Genomic DNA, 22,948 nt, shown 5'->3' with positions numbered 1-22,948 from the left:
CTCTTTCATCACCGGACAGCCTTACAGCTTGCTGGCATGCTGGGCCAGGTAGGCGGCAACGCCTTCCGGCGATGCGGTCATGCCGCTGTCGCCTTTCTTCCAGTTGGCCGGGCAGACTTCGCCGTGTTCTTCGGTGAACTGCAGGGCATCGACCAGACGCAGCAGCTCGTCCATGTTGCGGCCCAGCGGCAGGTCGTTGACGATCTGCGAACGCACCACGCCATTCTGGTCGATCAGGAAGGCACCACGGAACGCGACACCGTCGGCGGACTCGACGTCATAGGCCTTGGCGATCTCGTGGGTGATGTCGGCGGCCAGGGTGTACTTGACCGGGCCGATGCCGCCCTTGTCCACCGGGGTGTTACGCCAGGCGTTGTGGGTGAAATGGGAGTCGATGGACACGCCGATCACTTCGACGTTGCGCGCCTGGAACTCAGGGATGCGACGGTCCAGGGCGATCAGCTCGGACGGGCAGACGAAGGTGAAGTCCAGCGGGTAGAAGAACACCAGGCCGTACTTGCCCTTGATGGCTTCGGACAGCACGAAGCTGTCGACGATTTCGCCGCTACCGAGGACGGCGGCTACGTTGAAGTCGGGAGCTTTCTTACCTACGAGTACGCTCATTCCATGTCTCCTTCGGGTGAGGGCGTGAGGGAGTGCAAGATGCCCTGCCTGGCTCGAAAAGCCGGATCGGCGGGTTATCCACTCCAGTGGGCCGGTCATGATACACCGCCGTTTTCCGAGGCGCCCAGCGCTTTGCCCCATCGCCCCACAAGGCTAAGCCATTGACGGACATGACCATTTATCTGGTCATGGAAAAGCCTGCCCAGCAAACTTTGACAATCATTCTCATTAAGATTAGTATCGCCTCCAACAACCCCACAGCGATGCTAGTGCAACCATGTACGTCTGCCTCTGCCAAGGTGTCACCGATACCCAGATCCGCGATGCGATCTACGAAGGCTGCTGCAATTACCGCGAAGTGCGTGAAAGCACCGGTGTCGGCACCCAGTGCGGCAAGTGCGCCTGCCTCGCCAAGCAGGTCGTCCGCGAGACCCTGGGCGAACTGCAGAGCGCGCAGTCGATGAACTACTCCCTCGCCTACGCGGCAAGCTGATCGACGCGATTGACGGCCAACTCAGCAGAGATTCCGAAAAAAACCGGGCCATGCCCGGTTTTTTTATGCCTGAAATTCAGAGCTTTAACGCCGAATTGCGGAATGAAAACATTCGCATTCATATTCCTTTTTATAGCAAATTCAAGCACTTATGTTTGACAGTCAGTTATAAGAGGACCACACTTTCAGTCTCTCCCACTCCACACGGCAGGACACCGGCATGAAAGGCGACAAGAAAGTCATCCAGCACTTGAACAAGGTCCTCGGTAACGAGCTGATCGCCATCAACCAATATTTCCTGCACTCGCGCATGTGGAACGACTGGGGCCTGAAACGCCTCGGCGCGCACGAGTACCATGAGTCCATCGATGAGATGAAGCACGCTGACAAGCTCATCGAACGCATCCTGTTCCTCGAGGGCCTGCCCAACCTGCAGGACCTGGGCAAGCTGCTGATCGGCGAGAACACCCAGGAAATGCTGCAGTGCGACCTGAACCTGGAACTCAAGGCCTGCAAGGACCTGCGCGACGCCATCGTGCATTGCGAAAGCGTGCATGACTACGTGAGCCGCGACCTGCTCAAGAACATCCTCGAGTCCGAGGAAGAGCACATCGATTACCTGGAAACCCAGCTGGGCCTGATCCAGAAGGTCGGCCTGGAGAACTACCTGCAGTCGCACATGCACGAAGACGACTGATCAACGAAAAGGCACTGGCGCGGTTGTGGACGCCGGTGCCCTTCCCTCCTAGCCGTTCGCCTTCGGCGGGCGCCGCACCAGTGACGCCTTGAGCACCAGCCCGGCGCACAGCCCCACCACCACCAGCAATGACAGGCGCAGCCCCACGTGCTCGGCGAGGAAGCCGATCAGCGGCGGCCCCATCAGCAAGCCCCCGTAACCGAACCCCGCCACCGCCGCCACGCCTTTGGACGGTTCGATGCCCGGCCGATTGCCCGCCGCCCCGATCAGGATCGGCACCACCACCGACAGGCCTACGCCCACCAGGGCGAAGCCGGCGATAGCACTCGCTACCCAGGGACTGAACAGCGCCAGCAACATGCCCGCGATGGCCAGCAACGCCAGGTTGCGCACCAAGGCCTCGTCGGCGAATCGCACACGCAGGCGATCGCCGAACAGCCGTCCCAGCACCATGGTCGCGGAGAACGCCGCGAAGCCCAGTGCCGCCAGGCGTTCGGACGCGCCCATCACCTGATGCAGCAGCAACGCGCCCCAGTCGGCGACCGCCCCTTCGGAAACGAACGCGCACGCCGTCAGCAATCCAAGACCGATCAGCGACAGTGGCGGCAGGCGCCAGCCACGTTGGGCTGGCGCCGCCTCCTCCATGGGCTCCGGGCGCCCTTCGAACAGGTTGCGGGCGAAAAAGGGCAGTATGGCCACCGCGATCGCCGCCAGCAGGGTGAAATGCCACACAGGCGCCAGATCGGCGAAGGCCGCTGCGCCAACCGCGCCGACCAGCCCGCCCAGGCTGTACATGCCATGCAAGCTGGCAATACACGGCCGGCCGAGGCGCCGCTCCACTTCCACCGCCTGGGTGTTCATCGCCACATCCATGGTGGCGAAGGTCAGGCCGACCACCAGAAAGCCCGCCGCCAGCTCCCACACGTTCTGCGCCAGGCCCAGCAGCGGGAAGCTGGCCATCAGCGCCAGACCGGAGACGACAGTGATCGCCCGGCTGCCGTAACGGCGCACCAGGGCGCCGGCGAAGACGAACGCCAGCAGCGCGCCAAAGCCCGCGCCCAGCAATGCCTGGCCCAGCTCCTGCTCGTCGACCCCGGTCATGCTCTTCAGGGCCGGTACCCGGCCCATCACGCTGCCGTGCACCATCCCGCCCATGGCGAAGCAGTATCCACAGGCCCAGCGGGCAGCGTTCGTCCGTGTTTGCTCAGTCATTTATTTCTTCCCAAAAACAAAGCCCCGCCGAAGCGGGGCTTTGTGCGACAGCACGAAAGACTCAGGCGTCGGCCTTGCCTACGGCGTCCTTGATCAGCGGCTGCAATTCGCCCTTTTCGAACATCTCGACCAGGATGTCGCTGCCGCCGACCAGCTCACCGCCGACCCACAGTTGCGGGAAGGTCGGCCAGTTGGCGTACTTGGGCAGGTTGGCGCGGATTTCCGGGTTCTGCAGGATGTCGACGTAGGCGAACTTCTCGCCGCATGCCATCAGCACCTGCGCAGCGCGGGCCGAGAAACCGCACTGCGGAGCGTTCGGCGAGCCCTTCATGTACAGCAGGACGGGGTTGTTGGCGATCTGTTCTTTGATGGTATCGATGATATCCATGAACTTCCTCGGCTGAACTATCAGATACTGACCCGGCATCGCCACAGGCGGCGTTTGGCCGGCACGGTTGCGCGCATTGTACTGCAAAGCCGAGCACTACGCTCGGCTTTGCAGGAGCACAGCGACAGCCTGTCAGGCCGCCTCGACCTCAACGGGCACGCCGTTCAGCGCCGTGTTGCCGGAGAGCGCATCCAGATGGCGCTCGTCGGTCAGGTCGTTGGCGCTGGCCCCACCCTGCTCGCGAGCAATCGACAGTTGTACACCCGGCCGCCCGTGCCCCCAGCCGTGGGGCAGGCTGACCACGCCGGCCATTACCTCGTCGCTGGCCGCCACCTCGATCTCGATGCTGCCGACCCGCGAGCGCACCCGCACCTTCTGCCCGTCCGCCAGCCCGCGCGCCGCCAGGTCCCGCGGGTGCATGAGCAACTGGTGACGTGGCTTGCCCTTCACCAGGCGGTGATAGTTGTGCATCCAGGAATTGTTGCTGCGCACATGGCGGCGGCCGATCAGCAGCAACTGGTCCGCTGCCGGCGCCTGGGTGTCGGCAAAGCGGCGCAGGTCGTTCAGCAGGATCTCCGGCGCTGCTTCGACCTGGCGGCTGGCGGTTTTCAGGCGCGCCGCAAGGTTGGGCTGCAGCGGGCCGAGGTCCAGCCCATGGGGATGTTCCCGCAACCGCGCCAGGTTGAGCTTGTGCTCGGAGGCATCGCCATAGGGGCCAAAACGCAGGCCCATCTCGATCATCTGCTCCGGCGCCATGGTCGGTTTGAGTTCGCTGCCCATGCGTGCGGCGTATGCCTTGGCCAGCCCCACGAAGATTTCCCAGTCGTGCAGCGCGCCCTGCGGCTTGGGCAGCACCGCCTCGTTGAAGCGCGTGACGTTGCGCACCGCGAAGAGATTGAAGGTGGTGTCGTAGTGATCGTGCTCCAGCGGCGCGGTGGGCGGCAGGATCAGGTCGGCGTAGCGGGTGGTCTCGTTGATGTAGAGATCGACACTGAGCATGAATTCCAGGCCGTCCAGCGCCTGCTCCAGGCGCCGGCCGTTGGGCGTGGAGAGCACCGGGTTGCCCGCCACCGTCACCAGCGCGCGGACCTGTCCGTCGCCGTCGGTGAGCATTTCTTCGGCCAGTGCCGCCACCGGCAGCTCGCCGCCGTACTCCGGCAGGCCGGAGACGCGGCTCTGCCAACGGTTGAAGGCGCCACCAGAGGTGCTCGCCACCAGGTCCACCGCCGGAGTGGTGCACAGGGTGCCACCGACCCGGTCGAGGTTGCCGGTCAGCAGGTTGATCAGTTGCACCAGCCACTGGCAGAGACTGCCGAAGACCTGCGTGGAAACACCCATGCGGCCGTAGCAGACAGCCTTGTCGGCGACGGCGAAGTCCCGCGCCAGCTGGCGGATGTCCTCGGCCGGCACGCCGCAACGCTTCGCCATCGCCTCGACCTTGAACGGTTTCAGCGCCTCCCGCACAGCCGCAAGGCCGCTCACCGGCAGATGGCTCTCGCGGGTCAGCCCTTCGCTGAACAGCGTGTCGAGGATACCCAGCAACAACGCGGCGTCCTCGCCGGGACGGACGAACAGGTGCTGGTCGGCAATCGCGGCAGTTTCCGTGCGCCGGGGGTCGACCACCACGAGCTTGCCACCGCGCGCCTTCACGGCCTTCAGGCGCTTCTCCACGTCCGGCACGGTCATGATGCTGCCGTTGGACGCCAGCGGGTTGCCGCCGAGGATCAACATGAAATCGGTCTGGTCGATGTCCGGGATCGGGATCAGCAGGCCGTGGCCGAACATCTGCTGGCTGACCAGGTGGTGCGGCAGTTGGTCCACCGAGGTCGCCGAGTAGCGGTTGCGCGTCTTCAACTGGCCGAGGAAGTAGTTGCTGTGGGTCATCAGCCCGTAGTTGTGCACGCTGGGATTGCCCTGGTACACCGCGACGGCGTCGTTGCCATGGCGTTCACGGATATCCGCCAGCCGTGAGGCGACGAGTTCGAAAGCCTCGTCCCAGCCGATCGGTTGCCATTCGCTGCCGACCCGTCGAACCGGCTGGCGCAGGCGGTCCGGGTCATTCTGGATATCCTGCAGCGCCACGGCCTTGGGACAGACATGGCCACGGCTGAAGCTGTCCTGCGAATCGCCCTTGATCGAGAGGATGCGCTCGTCTTCGGTCTCGATGGTCAGGCCGCAGATGGCCTCGCACAGATGGCACGCACGGTGGTGGAGGGTCTTGCTCATGGCTCGCCTCGTCGTTGTTGTCGCCGGGGGCGCGTGGCACACCGGTCGTCTTGTCGAGCAAGCACTATGGAGCGGGGATGCGACGAACGCCACCAGCGTCAGTCGGGTGAATCAGGAGGCATCAGAGGGGAGGATGGAAGGATTGCGCGGGCGCCATGGCGCCCGCGCAATGCACCGACGGGATCCCCCCATCGGCGGGGCGGATCAGTGAATGCTCTTGATCGAGCCCTTGTTGCCGGTGACCTTGACGTCGACCTTCTTGAAGATGAAGTAATCCTGGACGTTCACTTCATAGCGCGGCGCCACGATCAGGTCGGAGCCAGAGCTCTTCACTGCCTTGAAGGCAGCCGCCGCCTTGGCGCTGGAGATCGGATCGAAGGCGCCCAGGCCCAGGCCGCCGGACTCGCCGCCGTAGGTCACGCCGTCGGCGAACTGGGAGTCGCCGCCGAACTTCAGGAAACCGAACAGGATGTTGACCTGGGACTGGCCACTGATGGTCTCACCTACGGCGACATCGGCCTTCAGGCCAGTCTTGACCTCCTGGTCCAGCGCGGCGCTCGGCTGACTGATGTTGTAGGTGGTGCAGCCGCTGGCAGTGGCGATCACGGCGGCGATGGCAGCGGACATCCAGAACTTCTTCATGAAACAACTCCTTGAGGGATGAAACAGATAGGCCAACTTCCGAAGGCGGCGAAAAGCTATCAATCGCCCCAATGCCTCGTATGTCGGCCTCGTCCGTCCCCTCAGAGGGAAATTTCTGTGTCCACTCGATCCCTCTCCGGACGAAACTTGCGTAGATGCGTAATTTCCTTATAGGATCGCGCCTTCCCCCATTTTCCGCTCCATGCGGTCCCGCCGCAGGTTCAGCCGTTTTTTCTCACGAAATCCGGTCGCTACCTCGGCCCGATTCTGAGAATAAGTAGTAGGTACGAACCATGAGCGCACGGCACTTCCTCTCGATGCTGGATTACACGACCGACGAACTTCTCGGTCTGATCCGCCGCGGCAGCGAGCTGAAGGACCTGCGTGACCGAGGCGTGCTCTACGAGCCCCTGAAGAACCGCGTGCTGGGCATGATCTTCGAGAAAGCCTCGACCCGTACGCGGATTTCCTTCGAAGCCGGCATGATCCAGCTCGGCGGCCAGGCCATTTTCCTCTCCCCGCGCGACACCCAGCTGGGCCGCGGCGAGCCGATCGCCGATGCCGCGAAGGTGATGTCGCGGATGGTCGATGCGGTGATGATCCGCACCTTCGCCCACAGCAACCTGATCGAGTTCTCCGAGAATTCCCGCGTGCCGGTGATCAACGGCCTGTCGGACGACCTGCACCCCTGCCAGCTGCTGGCCGACATGCAGACCTTCCATGAGCATCGCGGCAGCATCGCCGGCAAGACCGTGGCCTGGATCGGCGACGGCAACAACATGTGCAACAGCTACATCGAGGCGGCCATCCGCTTCGACTTCCAGCTGCGCGTGGCCTGCCCGGAAGGCTATGAGCCGAACGCCGCCCTGCTGGAGCTGGCGGGCGATCGCGTGAAGGTCGTCCGCGACCCGCGCGAGGCGGCGGCCGGCGCGCACCTGGTGAGCACCGACGTCTGGGCCTCGATGGGCCAGGAAGACGAAGCGGCCGCGCGCCTGCGCCTGTTCCAGCCATATCAGGTAACACGTGCGCTGCTCGATGGCGCGGCGGCGGATGTACTATTCATGCACTGCCTGCCGGCCCACCGTGGCGAAGAGATCAGCGAAGACCTGCTGGACGACGCGCGCTCGGTGGCCTGGGACCAGGCGGAAAACCGTCTGCACGCCCAGAAAGCCCTGCTCGAACTGCTGGTCGAGCACGCCCACTACGCCTGACAGCCTCTCCATCCGCCGCCCGTGCCTGACCGGGCGGCCTTGGATGCAGGAACCGGCGTAGACTGCGCCTCATTTCCCGCTTCCGCCCGGCCCGAACTGCGCTCGGCGAGATGCCGAACAGGTTCCAAGCTCGATGACACAACCGCTGCTGCTCACCCTCGATAACCTTTCCTGTGGCTATGAACAGCAGCGCGTGGTGCAAGGCGTCAGCCTGCACCTGAATGCCGGCGACATCGGCTGCCTACTGGGCCCTTCGGGGTGCGGCAAGACCACCACGCTGCGCGCCATCGCCGGATTCGAGCCGGTGCAGGACGGGCGCATCGAACTGGCCGGCGAAGTCATCTCCCGCCCCGGCTTCACCCTGTCGCCGGAGAAGCGCCGGATCGGCATGGTGTTCCAGGACTACGCGCTGTTCCCGCACCTGTCGGTGGCGGACAACATCGCCTTCGGCATTCGCAAGCATCCCGAGCGCACGCGCATCGTCGACGAGCTGCTGCAACTGGTGAAGCTCGATGCCCTGGGCCAGCGCTACCCGCACGAACTCTCCGGCGGCCAGCAACAGCGCGTGGCCCTGGCCCGTGCGCTGGCTCCGCAACCGCAACTGCTGCTGCTCGACGAACCCTTCTCCAACCTCGACGTGGAGCTGCGCCGCCAGCTCAGCCACGAGGTGCGCGACATTCTCAAGGCGCGCGGCACCAGTGCCATCCTGGTCACCCATGATCAGGAAGAAGCCTTCGCCGTCAGCGACCATGTGGGCGTGTTCCGCCACGGCCGGCTGGAGCAGTGGGATACCCCGTTCAATCTCTACCACGAACCGCAGACGCCCTTCGTGGCCAGCTTCATCGGCCAGGGCTACTTCATTCGTGGCCAGATGCACGGCGCCGACGCGGTGCAGACCGAACTGGGTGTGCTGCGCGGCAACCGCGCCTACAGCCTGCCCAATGGCAGCGCGGTGGATGTGCTGCTGCGTCCGGACGACCTGGTGCCGGCTACCGAGGGTGCGCTCAAGGCGCGGATCGTCGGCAAGTCATTCCTCGGCGCCGCGACCCTTTACCGTCTTCAGCTTCCCACCGGCACCCAGCTGGAATCGATCTTCCCCAGCCATGCCGATCACCAACCCGGTGATGAGGTAGGCATCAGCGTGGCCGCCGAGCACCTGGTACTGTTCCCCGCCCAGGGCAGCGTGGAAGCGCAACAGGTCCTCAACCGCCAGCGTTGACCGTCAGATGACGATCCGGCCGCTGGCGATCAGCCGCGAATGGCCGGCGATACGCACCCGATCCCCCTCCAGGCGGCACCACAGCTCGCCGCCACGCGCCGAGCACTGGTAGGCGCGCATCTGCAGCTTGTTCAGGCGCTGCGACCAGTAGGGAATCAGGCTGCAATGGGCAGCGCCGGTCACCGGGTCTTCGTTGAGGCCGATGGCCGGGGCGAAGAAGCGCGAGACGAAGTCATGGTCGTCGCTGCGCGCGGTGACGATCACCCCCAGGTACGGCATGCGCGCCAGTGCCGCGAAGTCGGGCGAACAACTGCGCACCGCGTATTCCGACTCCAGCAGCACCAGCAGGTGCGACTGGGTATTCAGGGCGTCCACTACCGGCAGGCCCAGCGCCTGCTCCAGCTCCACGGTGCTGCCCGCCTCGCTTGGCGGCTGGGCGGGGAAATCCAGGGCCAGCCGGCCTTCCTCGCGGAACACCCGCAGCGGCCCGGATTGCGAATTGAACTCCAGGGACTGGCCCGGCTCGCCGAACACCTCGAACAGCACATGGGCGCTCGCCAGCGTGGCATGGCCACACAGCGGCACCTCGGCGGTCGGGGTGAACCAGCGGATGCGCCAGCCGTCGGCCTCGTTCACCAGGAACGCGGTTTCGGACAGGTTGTGCTCGGCGGCGATCTTCTGCATCAACTCGTCGGCCAGCCAGGCATCCAGGCGGTAGACCATCGCCGGGTTGCCGGCGAAGGGGCGGTCGGTGAAGGCATCGACCTGATGGAAGTCGAGTTGCATGGCAGTCTCCTGAAAAGTGATGCCCGAGCATGACAGAAGCCACCGAACCGCGAACCGTACAGAACGGACCAGACAGTCGACTGCTTCGACCGTTCAGCTTCGACCGATCGGGGCGAACTTCGCGGCAGTCAGCGTGGCCAGCGTCCCGGCGCTCAGTTCCACTTCCAGGCCGCGCCGGCCGGCGCTGACATGGATGGTCGGGAAAGCCTGGGCGGATTCGTCGATGAAGGTGCGCAGGCGCTTCTTCTGCCCCAGCGGGCTGATGCCGCCGACCAGATAGCCGGTGGCGCGCTGGGCGGCGTTGGGGTCGGCCATGTCGGCCTTCTTCACCCCGGCAGCATGGGCCAGCGCCTTGAGGTCCAGGGTGCCGGCCACCGGCACCACGGCCACCAGCAGCTCGCCCTTCTCGCTGGCGGCCAGCAGGGTCTTGAACACCCGGGCCGGATCGAGGTTGAGCTTCTCGGCAGCCTCCAGCCCATAAGAGGGCGCCTTGGGGTCGTGCTCGTAGCTCAGCACCTGGTGTTCGGCGCGGTTCTTCTTCAACAGGTCGATGGCGGGAGTCATGGTCGTGCAGGGTTCTCGCAAGCGGCTTTCAAGCGCATAACAGTAAGCCAAGGTGTGGTGCGTTGCACGGAGTTCGCTTCACCGACGGGGATGAATCCCGTATGTTCTGCGCCATTCTCTTCTCGGCTCCGCAGCCGGGATCGCCGAATGGAATCCGCACAAGGCCGCCGCCATGACGAACCTTACGAACAAGAAATATGTCGTTGCCCTCGACCAGGGCACCACCAGCTCCCGCGCCATCATCTTCGATCATGATGCCAACGTGGTCAGCGTGGCCCAGCGCGAGTTCGCGCAGATCTACCCGCAGCCGGGCTGGGTCGAGCACGACCCCATGGAAATCTGGGCAACTCAGAGCTCGACCCTGGTGGAGGCGCTGGCCCAGGCTAACATCGGCGTCGCCGAAGTGGCCGCCATCGGCATCACCAACCAGCGCGAGACCACCCTGGTGTGGGACAAGGCTACCGGCCGGCCGATCCACAACGCCATCGTCTGGCAGTGCCGGCGCAGCGCGGCGATCTGCGAGCAGCTCAAGCGCGACGGCCTGGAACAGCACATCCGCGACACCACCGGACTGGTCATCGACCCCTACTTCTCCGGCACCAAGCTCAAGTGGATCCTCGACAACGTCGACGGCGCTCGCGAACGCGCCCAGCGCGGCGAGCTGCTGTTCGGTACCGTGGACAGCTGGCTGATCTGGAAGCTCACCGAAGGCGAGGTGCACGTCACCGACTACACCAACGCCTCGCGCACCCTGCTGTTCGATATCCACAAGCGCGACTGGGACGAGCGCCTGCTCACCGCGCTGGACATCCCGCGTGCCATGCTGCCACAGGTGCGCGCCTCCTCCGAAATCTACGGCCACTGCAAGGTCGGTGGCCTGGGCGTGCACCGCACGCCGATCGCCGGGATCGCCGGCGACCAGCAGGCCGCGTTGTTCGGCCAGATGTGCGTGGAGCCGGGCCAGGCAAAAAATACCTACGGCACCGGCTGCTTCCTGCTGATGAACACCGGCGCCAAGGCGGTGAAGTCCACCCACGGCCTGCTCACCACCATCGCCTGCGGCCCGCGCGGCGAAGTGGCCTATGCGCTGGAAGGCGCGGTGTTCAACGGCGGCTCCACCGTGCAGTGGCTGCGCGACGAACTGAAGGTGATCAACGACGCCCACGACTCCGAATACTTCGCCACCAAGGTGAAGGACAGCAACGGCGTGTACCTGGTCCCCGCCTTCACCGGCCTCGGCGCCCCCTACTGGGACCCGTACGCCCGTGGCGCGCTGTTCGGCCTGACCCGCGGGGTCAAGGCCGACCACCTGATCCGCGCCACCCTGGAATCCATCGCCTACCAGACCCGTGATGTACTCGACGCCATGCAGCAGGACGCCGGCGAACCGCTGCGCGCCCTGCGCGTGGACGGCGGTGCGGTGGCCAACAACTTCCTCATGCAATTCCAGGCCGACATCCTCGGCACCCCGGTGGAGCGCCCGCAGATGCGCGAAACCACTGCCCTCGGCGCCGCCGTACTGGCAGGGCTGGCCTGCGGCTTCTGGGGCAGCCTCGCGGAGCTGAAGAACAAGGCGGTGATCGAGCGGGTGTTCCAGCCGGCGTGTGACGAAGCGGAGCGCGCACGGCTGTATGCGGGGTGGAAGAAGGCGGTGGAGCGTACTCGCGGCTGGGCCGCCGAGGACTGACGCGACAGGCTCTTTGTAGGAGCGAGCTTGCTCGCGAACCGCCTGATGCCGACGTGCCAAGCGGGGTTCGCGAGCAAGCTCGCTCCTACAAGTTCATGACATACCCTGCCCACTCCGGCATCCTTGCCCCTTCGGCCCGTCCCAGCGAGCACCGCGCATGAACCTGCCACCCCGACAGCAAAGCATCCTCGACCTGGTCCGCGAGCGCGGCTACCTGAGCATCGAGGAACTCGCCCAGCAGTTCGCCGTCACCCCGCAGACCATCCGCCGTGACATCAACCAGCTCGCCGAGCAGAGCCTGCTGCGCCGCTACCACGGCGGTGCGGCCTGGGACTCGAGTGTCGAGAACACCGCCTACAACACCCGTGCCGACCAGATGCGCGACGAAAAACAGCGCATCGCCGAAGCCATCGCCGCGCACATCCCGGACAACGCCTCGCTGTTCATCAACATCGGCACCACCACCGAAGCGATCGCCCGCGCCCTGCTCGGCCACAACCACCTGAAGATCATCACCAACAACCTGCACGTGGCCAGCATCCTCGCCGGCAAGGACGACTTCGAAGTGCTGGTCGCCGGCGGCACGGTGCGCAGCGACGGCGGCGTGGTCGGCCAGGCGGCCGTGGACTTCATCGAGCAGTTCCGCGTCGACTTCGCCGTGGTCGGCATCAGTGGCATCGACGATGACGGCAGCCTGCTGGACTTCGACTACCAGGAAGTGCGCGTCTCCCGCGCGATCATCGACAACGCCCGGCAGGTGTTCCTCGCCGCCGACTCCAGCAAGTTCGGGCGTAACGCCATGGTGCGCCTGGGGCCGATCGCCCTAGTCAACCGCGTGTTCACCGACAGCCCGCCCCCCGCCGCCGTGGCGCGCCTGTTGGCACAGCACAAGGTCCAGCTCGAACTGGTCTGAGCGCGCGCCGCCAATCCCCGCACGTTCAATTTCGAAGAAACTGACGAATGTATGCGCGATTTCGCGCTTTCGGCTGGTCATGTTTCGTTCATCGAACTAAGATATTTTCGAAAACGAACATAACCGCGTTCATTTCCAATACCGAGGCGCCCCATGAATCCAACCCGCTCACGCCACGCGCCCCTGGCCGAAGTCTATGACCTGGCCGTCGTCGGTGGCGGCATCAATGGCGTGGGCATCGCGGCAGACGCCGCCGGGCGCGGCCTGTCGGTGTTCCTCTGCGAACAGCATGACCTGGCCAGCCACACCTCCTCCGCCAGCAGCAAGCTGATCCACGGTGGCCTGCGCTACCTCGAACACCACGAATTCCGCCTGGTGCGCGAAGCCCTGGCCGAACGCGAAGTACTGCTGGCCAAGGCACCGCATATCGTCCATCCGCTGCGCTTCGTCCTGCCGCACCGTCCGCACCTGCGTCCGGCCTGGATGATCCGCGCCGGCCTGTTCCTTTACGACCACCTCGGCAAGCGCGAGAAGCTGCCGGGTTCGCGCGGCCTGCGTTTCGGCCCGGAAAGCCCGCTGAAAGCCGAGATCAGCCGCGGTTTCGAATATTCCGACTGCTCGGTGGACGACGCCCGCCTGGTGGTGCTCAACGCCATGAGCGCCCGCGAGCACGGCGCGCATATCCACCCGCGCACCCGCTGCGTCAGTGCACGGCGCAGCAAGGGGCTGTGGCACCTGCACCTGGAGCGCAAGGACGGCAGCCTCTACTCGGTCCGCGCCCGCTGCCTGGTGAACGCCGCCGGCCCCTGGGTCGACCGCTTTCTGCGCGAGGAACTGCGCCAGCGCCCGCCCTATGGCATCCGTCTGATCCAGGGCAGCCACCTGATCGTGCCGCGCCTGTACGACGGCGATCATGCCTACATCCTGCAGAACGAGGACCGCCGCATCGTCTTCGCCATCCCGTATCTGCAGCGCTTCACCCTGATCGGCACCACCGACCGCGAGTACAAGGGCGACCCGGCGCAGATCCGCATCAGCGAGGAAGAGACCGATTACCTGCTGAACGTGGTCAATGCCCACTTCAAGCGCCAACTCGGCCGCGAGGACATCCTGCGCAGCTTCTCCGGGGTTCGCCCGCTGTGCGATGACGAGTCCGACGATCCGTCCGCCGTCACCCGCGACTACACCCTGGCGCTGGACAACACCCCCGGCGAAGCCCCGCTGCTCTCAGTGTTCGGCGGCAAGCTCACCACCTACCGCAAGCTCGCCGAAGCCGCGCTGGAGCAACTGGCGCCCTACTTCGCCGGCGTCATGGGTCCGCGCTGGACCGCCGGCGCCCCGTTGCCCGGCGGCGAAGCGATGCTCGGCATCGAGGACCTGGCCATCCAATTGATGGAGCACCTGCGCCAGCTCGACCCCGCTCTCGCCCGGCGCTGGGCCAGCACCTACGGCAATCGCATCTGGAAGCTGCTGGACGGTGCCGCCAACCTCAGCGAGCTGGGCGAACACCTGGGTGGCGGGCTCTATGCCCGTGAAGTGGAATACCTGTGCCGCGAGGAGTGGGCGCGCGAAGCCGAAGACATTCTCTGGCGCCGCACCAAGCTCGGCCTGTTCCTCACCGACCGGCAGCAGGAGCGGCTGGAGCAGTTCCTGCACAGCGAAAGCCCGCTGGAGCCGAGCACGCAGGTGGCCTGAACGCACGCTCTGATTGACGGCCTGCCGCGCTCGCCGATAATGCCCGACGCCACCATTCCGGTGGCGTCGCTGTATCGAGAACTCCGTGGACCTGATTCTCAAGGCAACCCTCGGCGCCGGCGTGGTGCTGATCCTCGCCGCGCTGTCGAAGACGCGCAATTACTACATCGCCGGGCTGGTGCCGCTGTTCCCCACCTTCGCCCTGATCGCCCACTACATCGTCGGCAAGAGCCGCTCGCTGGATGACCTGAAGACCACCATCGCCTTCGGCATGTGGTCGATCATCCCCTACTTCGTCTACCTCGCCGCGCTCTACCTGCTGGTGGATCGCCTGCGCCTGGAGCTATCCCTGGCGATGGCGGCGCTGGCCTGGCTGGTGGCCGCCTCGCTACTGGTGGGCGTATGGGTGCGCCTGCACTGAATCAGGCGCGTTCGGCCAGGCGGGCTTCCAGTTCCGCGATGCGCGCCTGCAGGCGGTCGCGTTCGGCGCGCTCGGCGCTGATGTCCTCGAACACGCTGATCAGGTGGTCGGGCAGGCCATCCTGGCGGCGGCGCTGCAGCGAGGTGCGCACGCGCACCCAGACATACGCGCCGTCGCGCCGGCGCACGCGCTTTTCCACCACGTAGCGGTCGAAATGGCCGGCCAGCAGTTGGCGCAGCAATTCGAGATTCTTGCCCAGGTCATCCGGGTGGGTGAGCTCCTGGAAGGTCATGGAGTACAGCTCCAGCGGGCTGTAGCCGAGCAGTTCGCAGAGGCTGCCATTGACCCGCTGCCAGCCGCCGTCCAGGCCGATGTAGGCCAGTGCGCCCCAGGTCAGTTCGAAGATCGCGCGGAAACGCTCCTCGCTGTTGCGCAGCGCCTCCTCGGTGATCATCCGCGCGGTGTTGTCCATGCTGATACCGACCATTTTCACCGGCCTTCCCGCCGCGTCCTGGACCACGGTGGCGCGGGAGGCGATCCAGCGCAGCGCGCCATCGGGCTGGAAGATGCGGAAGTCGCACTCGCAGGTACCGCCCTCGGCGATGGCGCGGTCGTACATGGACTGCATGGCGGCGACGTCCTCCGGCGGCAGATGGCGCCAGAAGTCCTTGTTGGAGGTGACCGGCCAGCCATAGACGGCCTCGACGTTGGGCGAGTAGGTCACTTCGTCGCTGATCAGGTTCCATTCCCAGGTGACGATGCGTGCGCCTTCCTGGGCCAGCTTCATGCGCGTCTCGCTTTCCATGATCTCGGCGGTGTAGCGGCGGCGCAGGTCGGTCATCGGCAGTTCGATCGGCTCGGCCTGCTGCACGTCGCGCAGGGCTTCCTCGCCGTAGCGCAACCAGATCCAGTTGACCTTGAGGAAATCCGCCAGCTTGCGCAGGTTGTCGTAGTCGATCTCGCCACCCTTGGTCCACTTGTGCACCGCGGTGCGCGAGATGCCCAGGGCCGTGCCCACTGCCTGCAGGGTCAGCTTGTGGAGTTCGAGCAATTCCTTGAGACGGAAGGCGAAGCTGTTTTCCTGCATGGAAGGCGTGGTCCCTGAAAGTCGTCGAGGACCGCAGTATACACAGCTGTAAACTGGTGGATAACAGAGGCGTGGCAGTTACGGATAGATGGAACGTAGGGCGTATAACGTTCGACGTTATACGCCGTTTGACCGTAGCCCACCGCACTCCGGACGGGAGCCCGCAGCTCCATGCCAGAGCGCTTCGAACGTAGTCGGAGCCGACGATGGAGCGCGGTGTATCGGCGTACAACCGCGAACGGTTGTACGCCCTACGCACGGATCAGAGATCGATCACCAGGCGCTCGCCACGGGCACGCGAGACGCAGAGCATCATGGTCTGCTGCGAGGCTTTTTCATCGTCGGAGAGGTACTGGTCGAAGTGCTCGACCTCGCCTTCGAGGATGGCCGTCTCGCAGGTGCCGCAAACACCTTCGCGGCACAGGCACTCCACCTTGGCGGCCTTCACGTTCTCGATGGCCTGGATGATGGTCATGCCCTCTTCCACCCGCAGCTCGCGGCCGGAGCGGCCCAGCACCAGGGTGAAGGCGCCGCCGCTGGCCGGGGCCGCGGCGAACTGTTCGAAGTGCACGCGGGATTCGGCGATGCCGGCCTTTTTCGCACCGTCGATCACGGCATCGATCAGCGGCTTGGGACCGCAGACGTACACGTGGGCGTCTTCCGCCAGCGAGGCGAACAGCCCGGCGAGGTCCAGGCGGCGTTCCAGGCTGTCGATGTAGAAACGCACACTCTCGGCATGCGGGCCGTCGGCGAGCTCGCCCTGGAAGGCGCCGTGCTCCGGGCTGCGGAAGGCGTAGTGCAGTTCGTAGGGCACCGCGCCGCCTTCCAGCTCATGCAGTTGGGAAAGGAACGGGGTGATGCCGATGCCGCCGGCGATCAGCACATGGCGTCCGGCCTTGGGGTCCAGGCCGAACAGGTTGTTCGGGGTGGAAATGGTCAGCTCGCTGCCGACTTCCACCTGCTGGTGCATGAAGGCCGAACCACCCTTGGACTGTTCTTCCAGGCGCACGCCGATCTGGTAGTGGCTCAGGTCGCGCGGGTCGCTCATCAGCGAGTAGGCGTTGCTCAGGCCGTCGGTCATTTTCACGATCACGTGGCTGCCACCGGTGAAGGCCGGCATCGGCTGGCCATCGGTGCGCGCCAGGGTGAAGCGCTTGATCTGCGGGGTCGCCTGTTCTACCGCGGTCACCCGCACGCTGAACATCTCGTATGTGTTGGCCATCATTCACCTCAATTGCGACACGGGGCGGCGGCCTCGCCGCCCCGGCTATTCCTCGCCCGGCTCACACCGCCAGGCAGAGGTACTTGATTTCCAGGTAGTCCTCGATGCCGTACTTGGAGCCTTCGCGGCCCAGGCCCGACTGCTTGACGCCACCGAAGGGCGCGACCTCGTTGGAGATCAGCCCGGTGTTGACCCCGACCATGCCGTACTCCAGACGCTCGGCGACCTTGAATACGCGGGCCAGGTCGCGGCTGTAGAAGTACGCGGCCAGGCCATAGAGGGTGTCGTTGGCCAGCTCGATCACTTCGGCGTCGGAAGAGAAGCGCACCAGCGCCGCCACCGGACCGAAGATTTCGTCCTGCAGCAGGTCCATGCCGGGGCGGATGCCGCCAAGCACGGTGGGCTCGAAGAAGTTGCCGCCGCGCGCATGGAGCTTGCCGCCCAGCACCAGCTCGGCACCCTTGGCGGTGGCGTCATCGACCAGGCTCTGCACCTTGGCCACGGCCTTGTCGGTGATCAGCGGTCCGATCTGGGTGCCCTGCTCGGCGCCATGGCCAACCGCCAGTTCGCGCACGCGCTCGACGAAGCGCGCGGAGAAGCGTTCGTACACCGCGTCATGCACGTAGAAGCGGTTGACGCATACGCAGGTCTGCCCGGCGTTGCGGTACTTGGCGATCAAGGCGCCTTCCACCGCGGCCTCGATGTCGGCGTCCTCGAAGACGATGAACGGCGCGTTGCCGCCCAGCTCCAGGGAGACTTTCTTGATGGTTTCGGCGCACTGGCCCATGAGCAGGCGGCCGACCGGCGTGGAGCCGGTGAAGCTGAGCTTGCGCACCAGCGGATGGCCGGTGAGCTGGGCACCGATGGCCGGCGCGTCGCCGGTGACCACGCTGAGCACGCCCGCCGGGATGCCGGCACGCTCGGCCAGTTCCACCAGCGCCAGTGCGGAGAACGGCGTTTCGTTGGCCGGCTTGATCACCATGGTGCAGCCGGCGGCGAGTGCCGGCGCGGCCTTGCGGGTGATCATCGCCGCCGGGAAGTTCCACGGGGTGATGGCCGCGCAGACGCCGATACCCTGCTTGATCACCAGCAGGCGCTTGTCCGCCGCCGGGCTGGGAATCACGTCGCCGTAGATGCGCTTGCCTTCTTCGGCGAACCACTCGATGAAGGAAGCCGCGTAACGGATTTCGCCGAGGGCTTCGTGCAGCGGTTTGCCCTGCTCGAAGGTCATCAGCCGGGCCAGGTCTTCTTCGTGTTCGAGCAGCAGCTCGAACCAGCGGCGCAGGATCTGCGCGCGCTCCTTGGCGGTTTTCGCCCGCCAGCCTTCCAGTGCGGCGTTGGCCGCTTCGATGGCGCGCACCGCTTCGGCGCCGCCCATCAACGGCACGCTGCCCAGGCGCTCGCCCGTGGCCGGGTCATGCACGTCCAGGCTGCGGCCGTCGTCGGCGTCGCACCAGCGCCCATCGATGTAGGCTTGCTGGCGGAACAGGTTGGAATCGTTGAGTTTCACGCAAGGCACTCCGCGAGAGACCGCCGGCCGCAGGGGCCGGCGGCGATATGGATCAGTCGAGGTGGGCGACGGCGATCAGGTTGTGGAAGTGGGCGATGCCGTGCTCGCTGATACCGGAGCGCTCCTTGTCCACCATGATCCGGCCCTGGCCACGGTAGCCGCGGGACTTCAGGCCCTTCTGTACGCTCTCCACCAGGCGCAGGTCTTCCGGACGGAAGACTTCGCGGTACCAGTCGATCAGCTTCTGCTGCTCTTCGGTGATGTCCTTGTTGAGGAAGTAGATGTCGTAGTGCTGCAGGGTGGTTTCGGCATCGACCGGGAACTCGTAGATCACGGTCATGAAGTTGGCGCCCGGCGGCACGTTGAACATGGTGCACGGCCAGGCCCAGAAGCCGGCGAAGGACGGATCGGAAACGCCTTCGTCGACCTTGAACGACTGCTCGGAGGACTTGGCGATGCCGTACTGCAGCGACCAGTTGCCGTGCAGGGTGTGGGTGTACTGGCCAACGTCCACGGAGTCGGCGAAGCTCGGGTGAGCCGGGCCGCAGTGGTAGCACTCCATGTAGTTGTCGACGATGGACTTCCAGTTGGCCGGGGTGTTGCTGACGAAGCGGGCGGCCAGGTGCAGGTCGTCGATCACGCCGCAGGCCTGGCGCATGCGCGCTTCCAGGCCCGGCAGCTGCTCTTCGACGCTGCCGGCATCGAGATCCATGTTGATGAAGATGAAGCCGGCGTACTCTTCGACCTTCACCGGCACCAGGCTGTAGTCGCCCTTGTCGAAGGCTTCCACCTGGTCGCAGTTGCGCACGTGGGTCAGCTCGCCGTCGAGCTTGAAGGTCCAGGCATGGTAGGGGCAGGCGATCACGTTCTTGGCGATGCCGCCGGTGCCTTCCAGCAGTTGGTGACCGCGGTGCGGGCAGACGTTGTAGAAGGCGCGCAGCACGCCGTCACGACCACGGACGACGATGATGCTCTCGCCGATCACTTCGCGGACGATGTAGGCGTTCTTTTCCGCCACTTCGCTGCGGTGGCCCATGCAGATCCAGCTATGGGCGAAGATCTTTTCCTTCTCGTGCTCGAACACGGCATCGCTGGTGTAGAACTTCGCCGGAATGGTGTAGGCGTGGTTGGGGTTGTTGCAGAAATCGGCGGGCAGGCGTTCGAAATCGGTCATCTTGCTATCTCCAGGCTTCATCGACTCGCGGCGAGGCGGTCGGTTTACTTATTGGTTAACTGCAACCTATTGGTTAACAAAACAGGCAAAAAAAAAGCCTGCGGGTGGCGCCGCCCAGAGGCGAACGGCGCCACGCAGGAATTACTGGGCCATTGCCTCGGCCAGAGGCTTGCGCACCGGCGCGGGCTCGGCGCTTTCCGGCAGGGCCTCGTCGGCCATGGCGGCGGCTTCTTCCTCGATACGGTAGGCCGGCACCTTGGCGTAGTCTTCCAGCATCCACTTGATGAAGCCGTAGACCTTCACCAGCAGGATCAGGGTGAACGGGATCGCGGTGAGCACCACGGCGGTCTTCATGGTCGACAGCGAGGCCTTGGCGAACAACATGGCCAGCGGCACCAGGGTCAGGGTAATGGCCCAGAACAGACGGTGAGTCGGAGTCGGGTCGTCGCCTTCTTCCAGGTTGCGGGTGCTGGTGGCGGCCACGGCGTAGGCGGCGGCGTCCATGTGCGAGGCGCAGAACACGGCCATGATGAACAGGTACACGGCGAGGAACACCTTGCCCCACGGCAGGCCTACCAGCAGCGCTTCCACCGCGCTCTCACCACCCTGCTCAGTGAGGATCTTCGGTACGTCGATGGCGCCAGTGATGAACTGGTGCATGCTGTAGCTTTCCAGCGCGCCGAAGAAGAACCAGCAGCCGAAGCTACCGCCCAGCAGCAGGGCGAACACCACTTCCTTGATTTGCCGGCCACGGGATACGCGGGTCACGAACATCGCCACGCCCGGCGCGTAGGACACCCACCAGAGCCAGTAGAACACCGTCCAGTTGCGGGTGAACGCGCCATCGCCCGCCGGGTCGGTGAACAGGCTCATGTGCACGTAGTTCTGGATCATCAGGCCGATGCCGTTGGCGGTGTTGTTGATGGTGAACTGGGTCGGGCCGACCAGCAGTACCACCGCGGCGAACACCAGGGCGCCGTAGCAGACGATCTTGCTCAGCTTCTGCAGGCCGCCGTCGATGCCGATGTAGGAGCTCAGGGAGAACAGCACGGCGATCATGCCGATCACCATGACCTGTACGGTGAAGGTGTCCGGCGTGCCGACCAGGCCGGAGAGGCCACGGGTCAGGGTCGAAGCGGTGAGCGCCAGGGAGACGGTGAGCGCGCCCATCATGGTCAGCAGGAAGACCAGGTCGACCAGGCGGCCTACCGGGCCGGTGGCCTTGAAGCCGGTGACGGCTTCGACGATGGAAGCCAGGTTCAGGCCGCTCTTCTTGCGCACGTGGAAGTGATAGGCCATGGCCAGCGACGCCAGGGCATAGATCGACCAGGCGCTGATGCCCCAATGGAAGAACGAATAGCTGACGCTGTACTCCAGGGCCTCACGGGACTGCGGGGCGATGTTCAGGCCGGGCGACTGGTAGTAGTAGGCCCATTCCATAACGCCCCAGTAGAGGGTCGAGGAGCCCATGCCGGCGCAGATGAACATGAATACCCAGGTCGCGGTGGAGTATTCCGGCTTGCCGCTGCCCAGACGGATGTTTCCGTACTTGCTGAAGGCGATGTACAGCACCGCCAGCGAACTGCCGAAGATCAGCAACTGGACCGCGGTACCGAAGGAACGGGTGGAGAACTCGAACAGCTGATTGGCCGCGTGTTCCGCCTCTGCCGGGAAGGCAGCGAGGCCGATCACGGTGAGCAGGACGGCAACCAGGCTCATGGTGATCAGGAATACATCGACCTTTTTATTCTTGTGGGACATCAGGCGTCTCCTGGGACGATTTTATTGTGCTTCACATCCCCGCCCAGGCAGGCGATGGGACATGAAGTGCAGCGCTAGGGCAGGTTGACGTTTCTCCTATCAATCAACCATTGGTTAACAACAATCTATTGGTTAACAGTGTGCGGTGATTTGCCACGCAACGCAAGAGCAGTCCATCGCCTCATGGCGGCGCCATACCCCGTCCAGGGCAGGCGCCAGCCCGAAGCGAAGGGATCAGCCGGCGACGATCTCGGCGATGGCCTGGCCGACCGCCTGGGTCGACAGCTTGCCGCCCATGTCGCGGGTGACATTGCCGTTGGCGATGACCTGCTCGATGGCGCTCAGGATGTCGTCATGGGCGGCGCGGTAGCGCTCGTCGTCCTGGCCGAGGAACTCCAGCATCAGCGCGCCGGACCAGATCATGGCGATCGGGTTGGCGATGTTCTGGCCGAAGATGTCCGGGGCCGAGCCGTGTACCGGCTCGAACAGCGAGGGGAACTTGCGCTCGGGGTTGAGGTTGGCCGACGGCGCGATGCCGATGGTACCGGCGCAGGCCGGGCCGAGGTCGGAGAGGATGTCGCCGAACAGGTTGGAAGCCACCACCACGTCGAAACGCTCCGGCTGCAGCACGAAGCGTGCGCAGAGGATGTCGATGTGCTGCTTGTCCCAGCTGATTTCCGGGTAGTTGGCGGCCATCGCGGCGGTGCGCTCGTCCCAGTAGGGCATGCTCACGGCCATGCCGTTGGATTTGGTCGCCGAGGTGACGTACTTGCGCTCGCGGGTCTGGGCCACGTCGAAGGCGTATTTGAGGATGCGATCCACGCCACGGCGGGTGAACACCGACTCCTGCAGCACGAACTCGTTCTCGGTGCCTTCGAACATGCGACCGCCCAGGGAGGAGTACTCGCCCTCGGTGTTCTCGCGGATCACCACGAAGTCGATGTCGCCGGGCTTCTTGTTCGCCAGCGGGCACGGCACGCCGGGGAACAGGCGTACCGGGCGGATGTTCACGTACTGGTCGAACTCGCGGCGGAACTTGAGCAGCGAGCCCCACAGGGAGATGTGGTCCGGCACCTTGTCCGGCCAGCCGACAGCGCCGAAGTACAGGGCGTCGAACTGCTGCAGCTGCTCGAACCAGTCGTCCGGCATCATCTTGCCGTGTTCCAGGTAGTAGTCGCAGCTGGCCCATTCGAAGTGTTCGATTTCCAGATTCAGGCCGTGCTTGCGCGCCGCCGCCTGAACCACGCGCAGGCCCTCGGGAAGGACTTCCTGGCCGATACCGTCACCGGGAATGGCAGCGATTCTGTATGTCTTGCTCATGAGGGCACCCTTGCAGATGGGATGGGGAAGAAGTGGCCTTCATGCTATAAGCCGACAAATCAAACATAATCATCACTTCCGTGGATTCTTGGATCA

Annotated in this window: 21 protein-coding genes; 8 read left to right on the top strand and 13 right to left on the bottom strand. The window is 64.9% G+C overall.

What is annotated here, in order from left to right:
- Positions 1-21: 21 nt before the first annotated feature.
- Positions 22-624, bottom strand: a complete 603-nt coding sequence (locus SD196_RS06850; protein ID WP_275610615.1) for a peroxiredoxin — start codon at positions 622-624, stop codon at positions 22-24.
- Between the two features lie 277 nt (positions 625-901).
- On the opposite strand from SD196_RS06850, the gene SD196_RS06845 reads away from it, so the two are divergent.
- Both SD196_RS06845 and bfrB read left to right on the top strand, forming a co-directional pair.
- Entirely contained in the window at positions 902-1,117 is a 216-nt protein-coding gene (locus SD196_RS06845; protein WP_275610614.1) for a bacterioferritin-associated ferredoxin, read from the top strand.
- A 220-nt stretch (positions 1,118-1,337) separates the two neighbouring features.
- Positions 1,338-1,814 (top strand): bacterioferritin BfrB, encoded by a 477-nt coding sequence (bfrB, locus tag SD196_RS06840; RefSeq protein WP_275610613.1) that lies wholly within the window; start codon positions 1,338-1,340, stop codon positions 1,812-1,814.
- A gap of 48 nt (positions 1,815-1,862) precedes the next feature.
- On the opposite strand, the gene SD196_RS06835 is transcribed toward bfrB, so the two are convergent.
- The 4 genes from SD196_RS06835 to SD196_RS06820 form a co-directional block, all read right to left on the bottom strand.
- Complete coding sequence (locus tag SD196_RS06835; RefSeq protein WP_275610612.1) at positions 1,863-3,026, bottom strand: MFS transporter; 1,164 nt, start codon at positions 3,024-3,026, stop codon at positions 1,863-1,865.
- Positions 3,027-3,087: 61 nt separating this feature from the next.
- Entirely contained in the window at positions 3,088-3,414 is a 327-nt protein-coding gene (gene grxD, locus SD196_RS06830) for a Grx4 family monothiol glutaredoxin (protein WP_275610611.1), read from the bottom strand.
- 132 nt (positions 3,415-3,546) lie between these two features.
- Entirely contained in the window at positions 3,547-5,640 is a 2,094-nt protein-coding gene (locus SD196_RS06825; protein ID WP_416311209.1) for a molybdopterin oxidoreductase family protein, read from the bottom strand.
- Positions 5,641-5,844: 204 nt separating this feature from the next.
- The gene (locus tag SD196_RS06820) at positions 5,845-6,282 is read right to left on the bottom strand and encodes a hypothetical protein (protein WP_331316438.1); all 438 of its coding nucleotides are present in this window, start codon (positions 6,280-6,282) and stop codon (positions 5,845-5,847) included.
- Positions 6,283-6,575: 293 nt separating this feature from the next.
- Between SD196_RS06820 and argF the strand changes: the two genes are divergently transcribed.
- Both argF and SD196_RS06810 read left to right on the top strand, forming a co-directional pair.
- The gene (argF, locus tag SD196_RS06815) at positions 6,576-7,493 is read left to right on the top strand and encodes an ornithine carbamoyltransferase (protein ID WP_275610608.1); all 918 of its coding nucleotides are present in this window, start codon (positions 6,576-6,578) and stop codon (positions 7,491-7,493) included.
- Between the two features lie 133 nt (positions 7,494-7,626).
- Positions 7,627-8,712, top strand: a complete 1,086-nt coding sequence (locus tag SD196_RS06810) for an ABC transporter ATP-binding protein (protein ID WP_343574308.1) — start codon at positions 7,627-7,629, stop codon at positions 8,710-8,712.
- Between the two features lie 3 nt (positions 8,713-8,715).
- Here the strand turns inward: SD196_RS06810 and SD196_RS06805 are convergent, their stop codons facing one another.
- Positions 8,716-9,498, bottom strand: coding sequence for a PhzF family phenazine biosynthesis protein (locus tag SD196_RS06805; RefSeq protein WP_343574311.1), 783 nt, complete (start codon positions 9,496-9,498; stop codon positions 8,716-8,718).
- 93 nt (positions 9,499-9,591) lie between these two features.
- Positions 9,592-10,062 carry a Cys-tRNA(Pro) deacylase gene (ybaK, locus tag SD196_RS06800; protein WP_331316446.1) on the bottom strand — a complete coding sequence of 157 codons (471 nt, stop codon included), beginning with the start codon at positions 10,060-10,062 and terminating at the stop codon, positions 9,592-9,594.
- A gap of 172 nt (positions 10,063-10,234) precedes the next feature.
- Here ybaK and glpK point away from each other — a divergent pair, with 172 nt between their 5' ends.
- The 4 genes from glpK to SD196_RS06780 all read left to right on the top strand — a co-directional run bounded on the left by glpK (position 10,235) and on the right by SD196_RS06780 (position 14,778).
- The gene (gene glpK, locus SD196_RS06795) at positions 10,235-11,749 is read left to right on the top strand and encodes a glycerol kinase GlpK (protein WP_343574316.1); all 1,515 of its coding nucleotides are present in this window, start codon (positions 10,235-10,237) and stop codon (positions 11,747-11,749) included.
- Positions 11,750-11,906: 157 nt separating this feature from the next.
- Positions 11,907-12,662, top strand: coding sequence for a DeoR/GlpR family transcriptional regulator (locus SD196_RS06790; protein WP_331316450.1), 756 nt, complete (start codon positions 11,907-11,909; stop codon positions 12,660-12,662).
- 153 nt (positions 12,663-12,815) lie between these two features.
- A complete protein-coding gene (gene glpD / locus SD196_RS06785) occupies positions 12,816-14,357 on the top strand; it encodes a glycerol-3-phosphate dehydrogenase (RefSeq protein WP_416311208.1) in 1,542 nt (513 codons plus the stop codon).
- Positions 14,358-14,451: 94 nt separating this feature from the next.
- Entirely contained in the window at positions 14,452-14,778 is a 327-nt protein-coding gene (locus SD196_RS06780) for a GlpM family protein (protein ID WP_275611900.1), read from the top strand.
- A 1-nt stretch (position 14,779) separates the two neighbouring features.
- Here the strand turns inward: SD196_RS06780 and SD196_RS06775 are convergent, their stop codons facing one another.
- From SD196_RS06775 to SD196_RS06750, 6 genes are all read right to left on the bottom strand, one after another.
- Entirely contained in the window at positions 14,780-15,865 is a 1,086-nt protein-coding gene (locus tag SD196_RS06775; RefSeq protein ID WP_275610601.1) for a helix-turn-helix domain-containing protein, read from the bottom strand.
- A 262-nt stretch (positions 15,866-16,127) separates the two neighbouring features.
- Entirely contained in the window at positions 16,128-17,087 is a 960-nt protein-coding gene (locus tag SD196_RS06770) for a PDR/VanB family oxidoreductase (RefSeq protein ID WP_416311721.1), read from the bottom strand.
- A 61-nt stretch (positions 17,088-17,148) separates the two neighbouring features.
- Positions 17,149-18,597: an NADP-dependent succinate-semialdehyde dehydrogenase gene (gene gabD / locus SD196_RS06765; RefSeq protein WP_416311207.1), complete on the bottom strand. Its 1,449-nt coding sequence runs from the start codon at positions 18,595-18,597 to the stop codon at positions 17,149-17,151.
- Between the two features lie 52 nt (positions 18,598-18,649).
- Positions 18,650-19,771 (bottom strand): aromatic ring-hydroxylating oxygenase subunit alpha, encoded by a 1,122-nt coding sequence (locus SD196_RS06760; protein ID WP_275610598.1) that lies wholly within the window; start codon positions 19,769-19,771, stop codon positions 18,650-18,652.
- 141 nt (positions 19,772-19,912) lie between these two features.
- Positions 19,913-21,532: a BCCT family transporter gene (locus SD196_RS06755; protein WP_275610597.1), complete on the bottom strand. Its 1,620-nt coding sequence runs from the start codon at positions 21,530-21,532 to the stop codon at positions 19,913-19,915.
- A 234-nt stretch (positions 21,533-21,766) separates the two neighbouring features.
- Complete coding sequence (locus tag SD196_RS06750; protein ID WP_343574328.1) at positions 21,767-22,852, bottom strand: tartrate dehydrogenase; 1,086 nt, start codon at positions 22,850-22,852, stop codon at positions 21,767-21,769.
- Positions 22,853-22,948 lie beyond the last annotated feature (96 nt).

This window comes from Pseudomonas macauensis (assembly GCF_047902425.1).
Classification (GTDB): domain Bacteria; phylum Pseudomonadota; class Gammaproteobacteria; order Pseudomonadales; family Pseudomonadaceae; genus Pseudomonas.
The sequence above is the reverse complement of the archived record's forward strand: the minus strand, read 5'-3'. Positions and strand labels throughout refer to the sequence as shown.

What these genes read in the sequence shown, in the direction of transcription:
- SD196_RS06850 (WP_275610615.1), bottom strand. Translation starts at nt 624, where the DNA reads ATGAGCGTACTCGTAGGTAAGAAAGCTCCCGACTTCAACGTAGCCGCC.
- SD196_RS06845 (WP_275610614.1), top strand. Translation starts at nt 902, where the DNA reads ATGTACGTCTGCCTCTGCCAAGGTGTCACCGATACCCAGATCCGCGAT.
- bfrB (WP_275610613.1), top strand. Translation starts at nt 1,338, where the DNA reads ATGAAAGGCGACAAGAAAGTCATCCAGCACTTGAACAAGGTCCTCGGT.
- SD196_RS06835 (WP_275610612.1), bottom strand. Translation starts at nt 3,026, where the DNA reads ATGACTGAGCAAACACGGACGAACGCTGCCCGCTGGGCCTGTGGATAC.
- grxD (WP_275610611.1), bottom strand. Translation starts at nt 3,414, where the DNA reads ATGGATATCATCGATACCATCAAAGAACAGATCGCCAACAACCCCGTC.
- SD196_RS06825 (WP_416311209.1), bottom strand. Translation starts at nt 5,640, where the DNA reads ATGAGCAAGACCCTCCACCACCGTGCGTGCCATCTGTGCGAGGCCATC.
- SD196_RS06820 (WP_331316438.1), bottom strand. Translation starts at nt 6,282, where the DNA reads ATGAAGAAGTTCTGGATGTCCGCTGCCATCGCCGCCGTGATCGCCACT.
- argF (WP_275610608.1), top strand. Translation starts at nt 6,576, where the DNA reads ATGAGCGCACGGCACTTCCTCTCGATGCTGGATTACACGACCGACGAA.
- SD196_RS06810 (WP_343574308.1), top strand. Translation starts at nt 7,627, where the DNA reads ATGACACAACCGCTGCTGCTCACCCTCGATAACCTTTCCTGTGGCTAT.
- SD196_RS06805 (WP_343574311.1), bottom strand. Translation starts at nt 9,498, where the DNA reads ATGCAACTCGACTTCCATCAGGTCGATGCCTTCACCGACCGCCCCTTC.
- ybaK (WP_331316446.1), bottom strand. Translation starts at nt 10,062, where the DNA reads ATGACTCCCGCCATCGACCTGTTGAAGAAGAACCGCGCCGAACACCAG.
- glpK (WP_343574316.1), top strand. Translation starts at nt 10,235, where the DNA reads ATGACGAACCTTACGAACAAGAAATATGTCGTTGCCCTCGACCAGGGC.
- SD196_RS06790 (WP_331316450.1), top strand. Translation starts at nt 11,907, where the DNA reads ATGAACCTGCCACCCCGACAGCAAAGCATCCTCGACCTGGTCCGCGAG.
- glpD (WP_416311208.1), top strand. Translation starts at nt 12,816, where the DNA reads ATGAATCCAACCCGCTCACGCCACGCGCCCCTGGCCGAAGTCTATGAC.
- SD196_RS06775 (WP_275610601.1), bottom strand. Translation starts at nt 15,865, where the DNA reads ATGCAGGAAAACAGCTTCGCCTTCCGTCTCAAGGAATTGCTCGAACTC.
- SD196_RS06770 (WP_416311721.1), bottom strand. Translation starts at nt 17,087, where the DNA reads ATGGCCAACACATACGAGATGTTCAGCGTGCGGGTGACCGCGGTAGAA.
- SD196_RS06760 (WP_275610598.1), bottom strand. Translation starts at nt 19,771, where the DNA reads ATGACCGATTTCGAACGCCTGCCCGCCGATTTCTGCAACAACCCCAAC.
- SD196_RS06755 (WP_275610597.1), bottom strand. Translation starts at nt 21,532, where the DNA reads ATGTCCCACAAGAATAAAAAGGTCGATGTATTCCTGATCACCATGAGC.
- SD196_RS06750 (WP_343574328.1), bottom strand. Translation starts at nt 22,852, where the DNA reads ATGAGCAAGACATACAGAATCGCTGCCATTCCCGGTGACGGTATCGGC.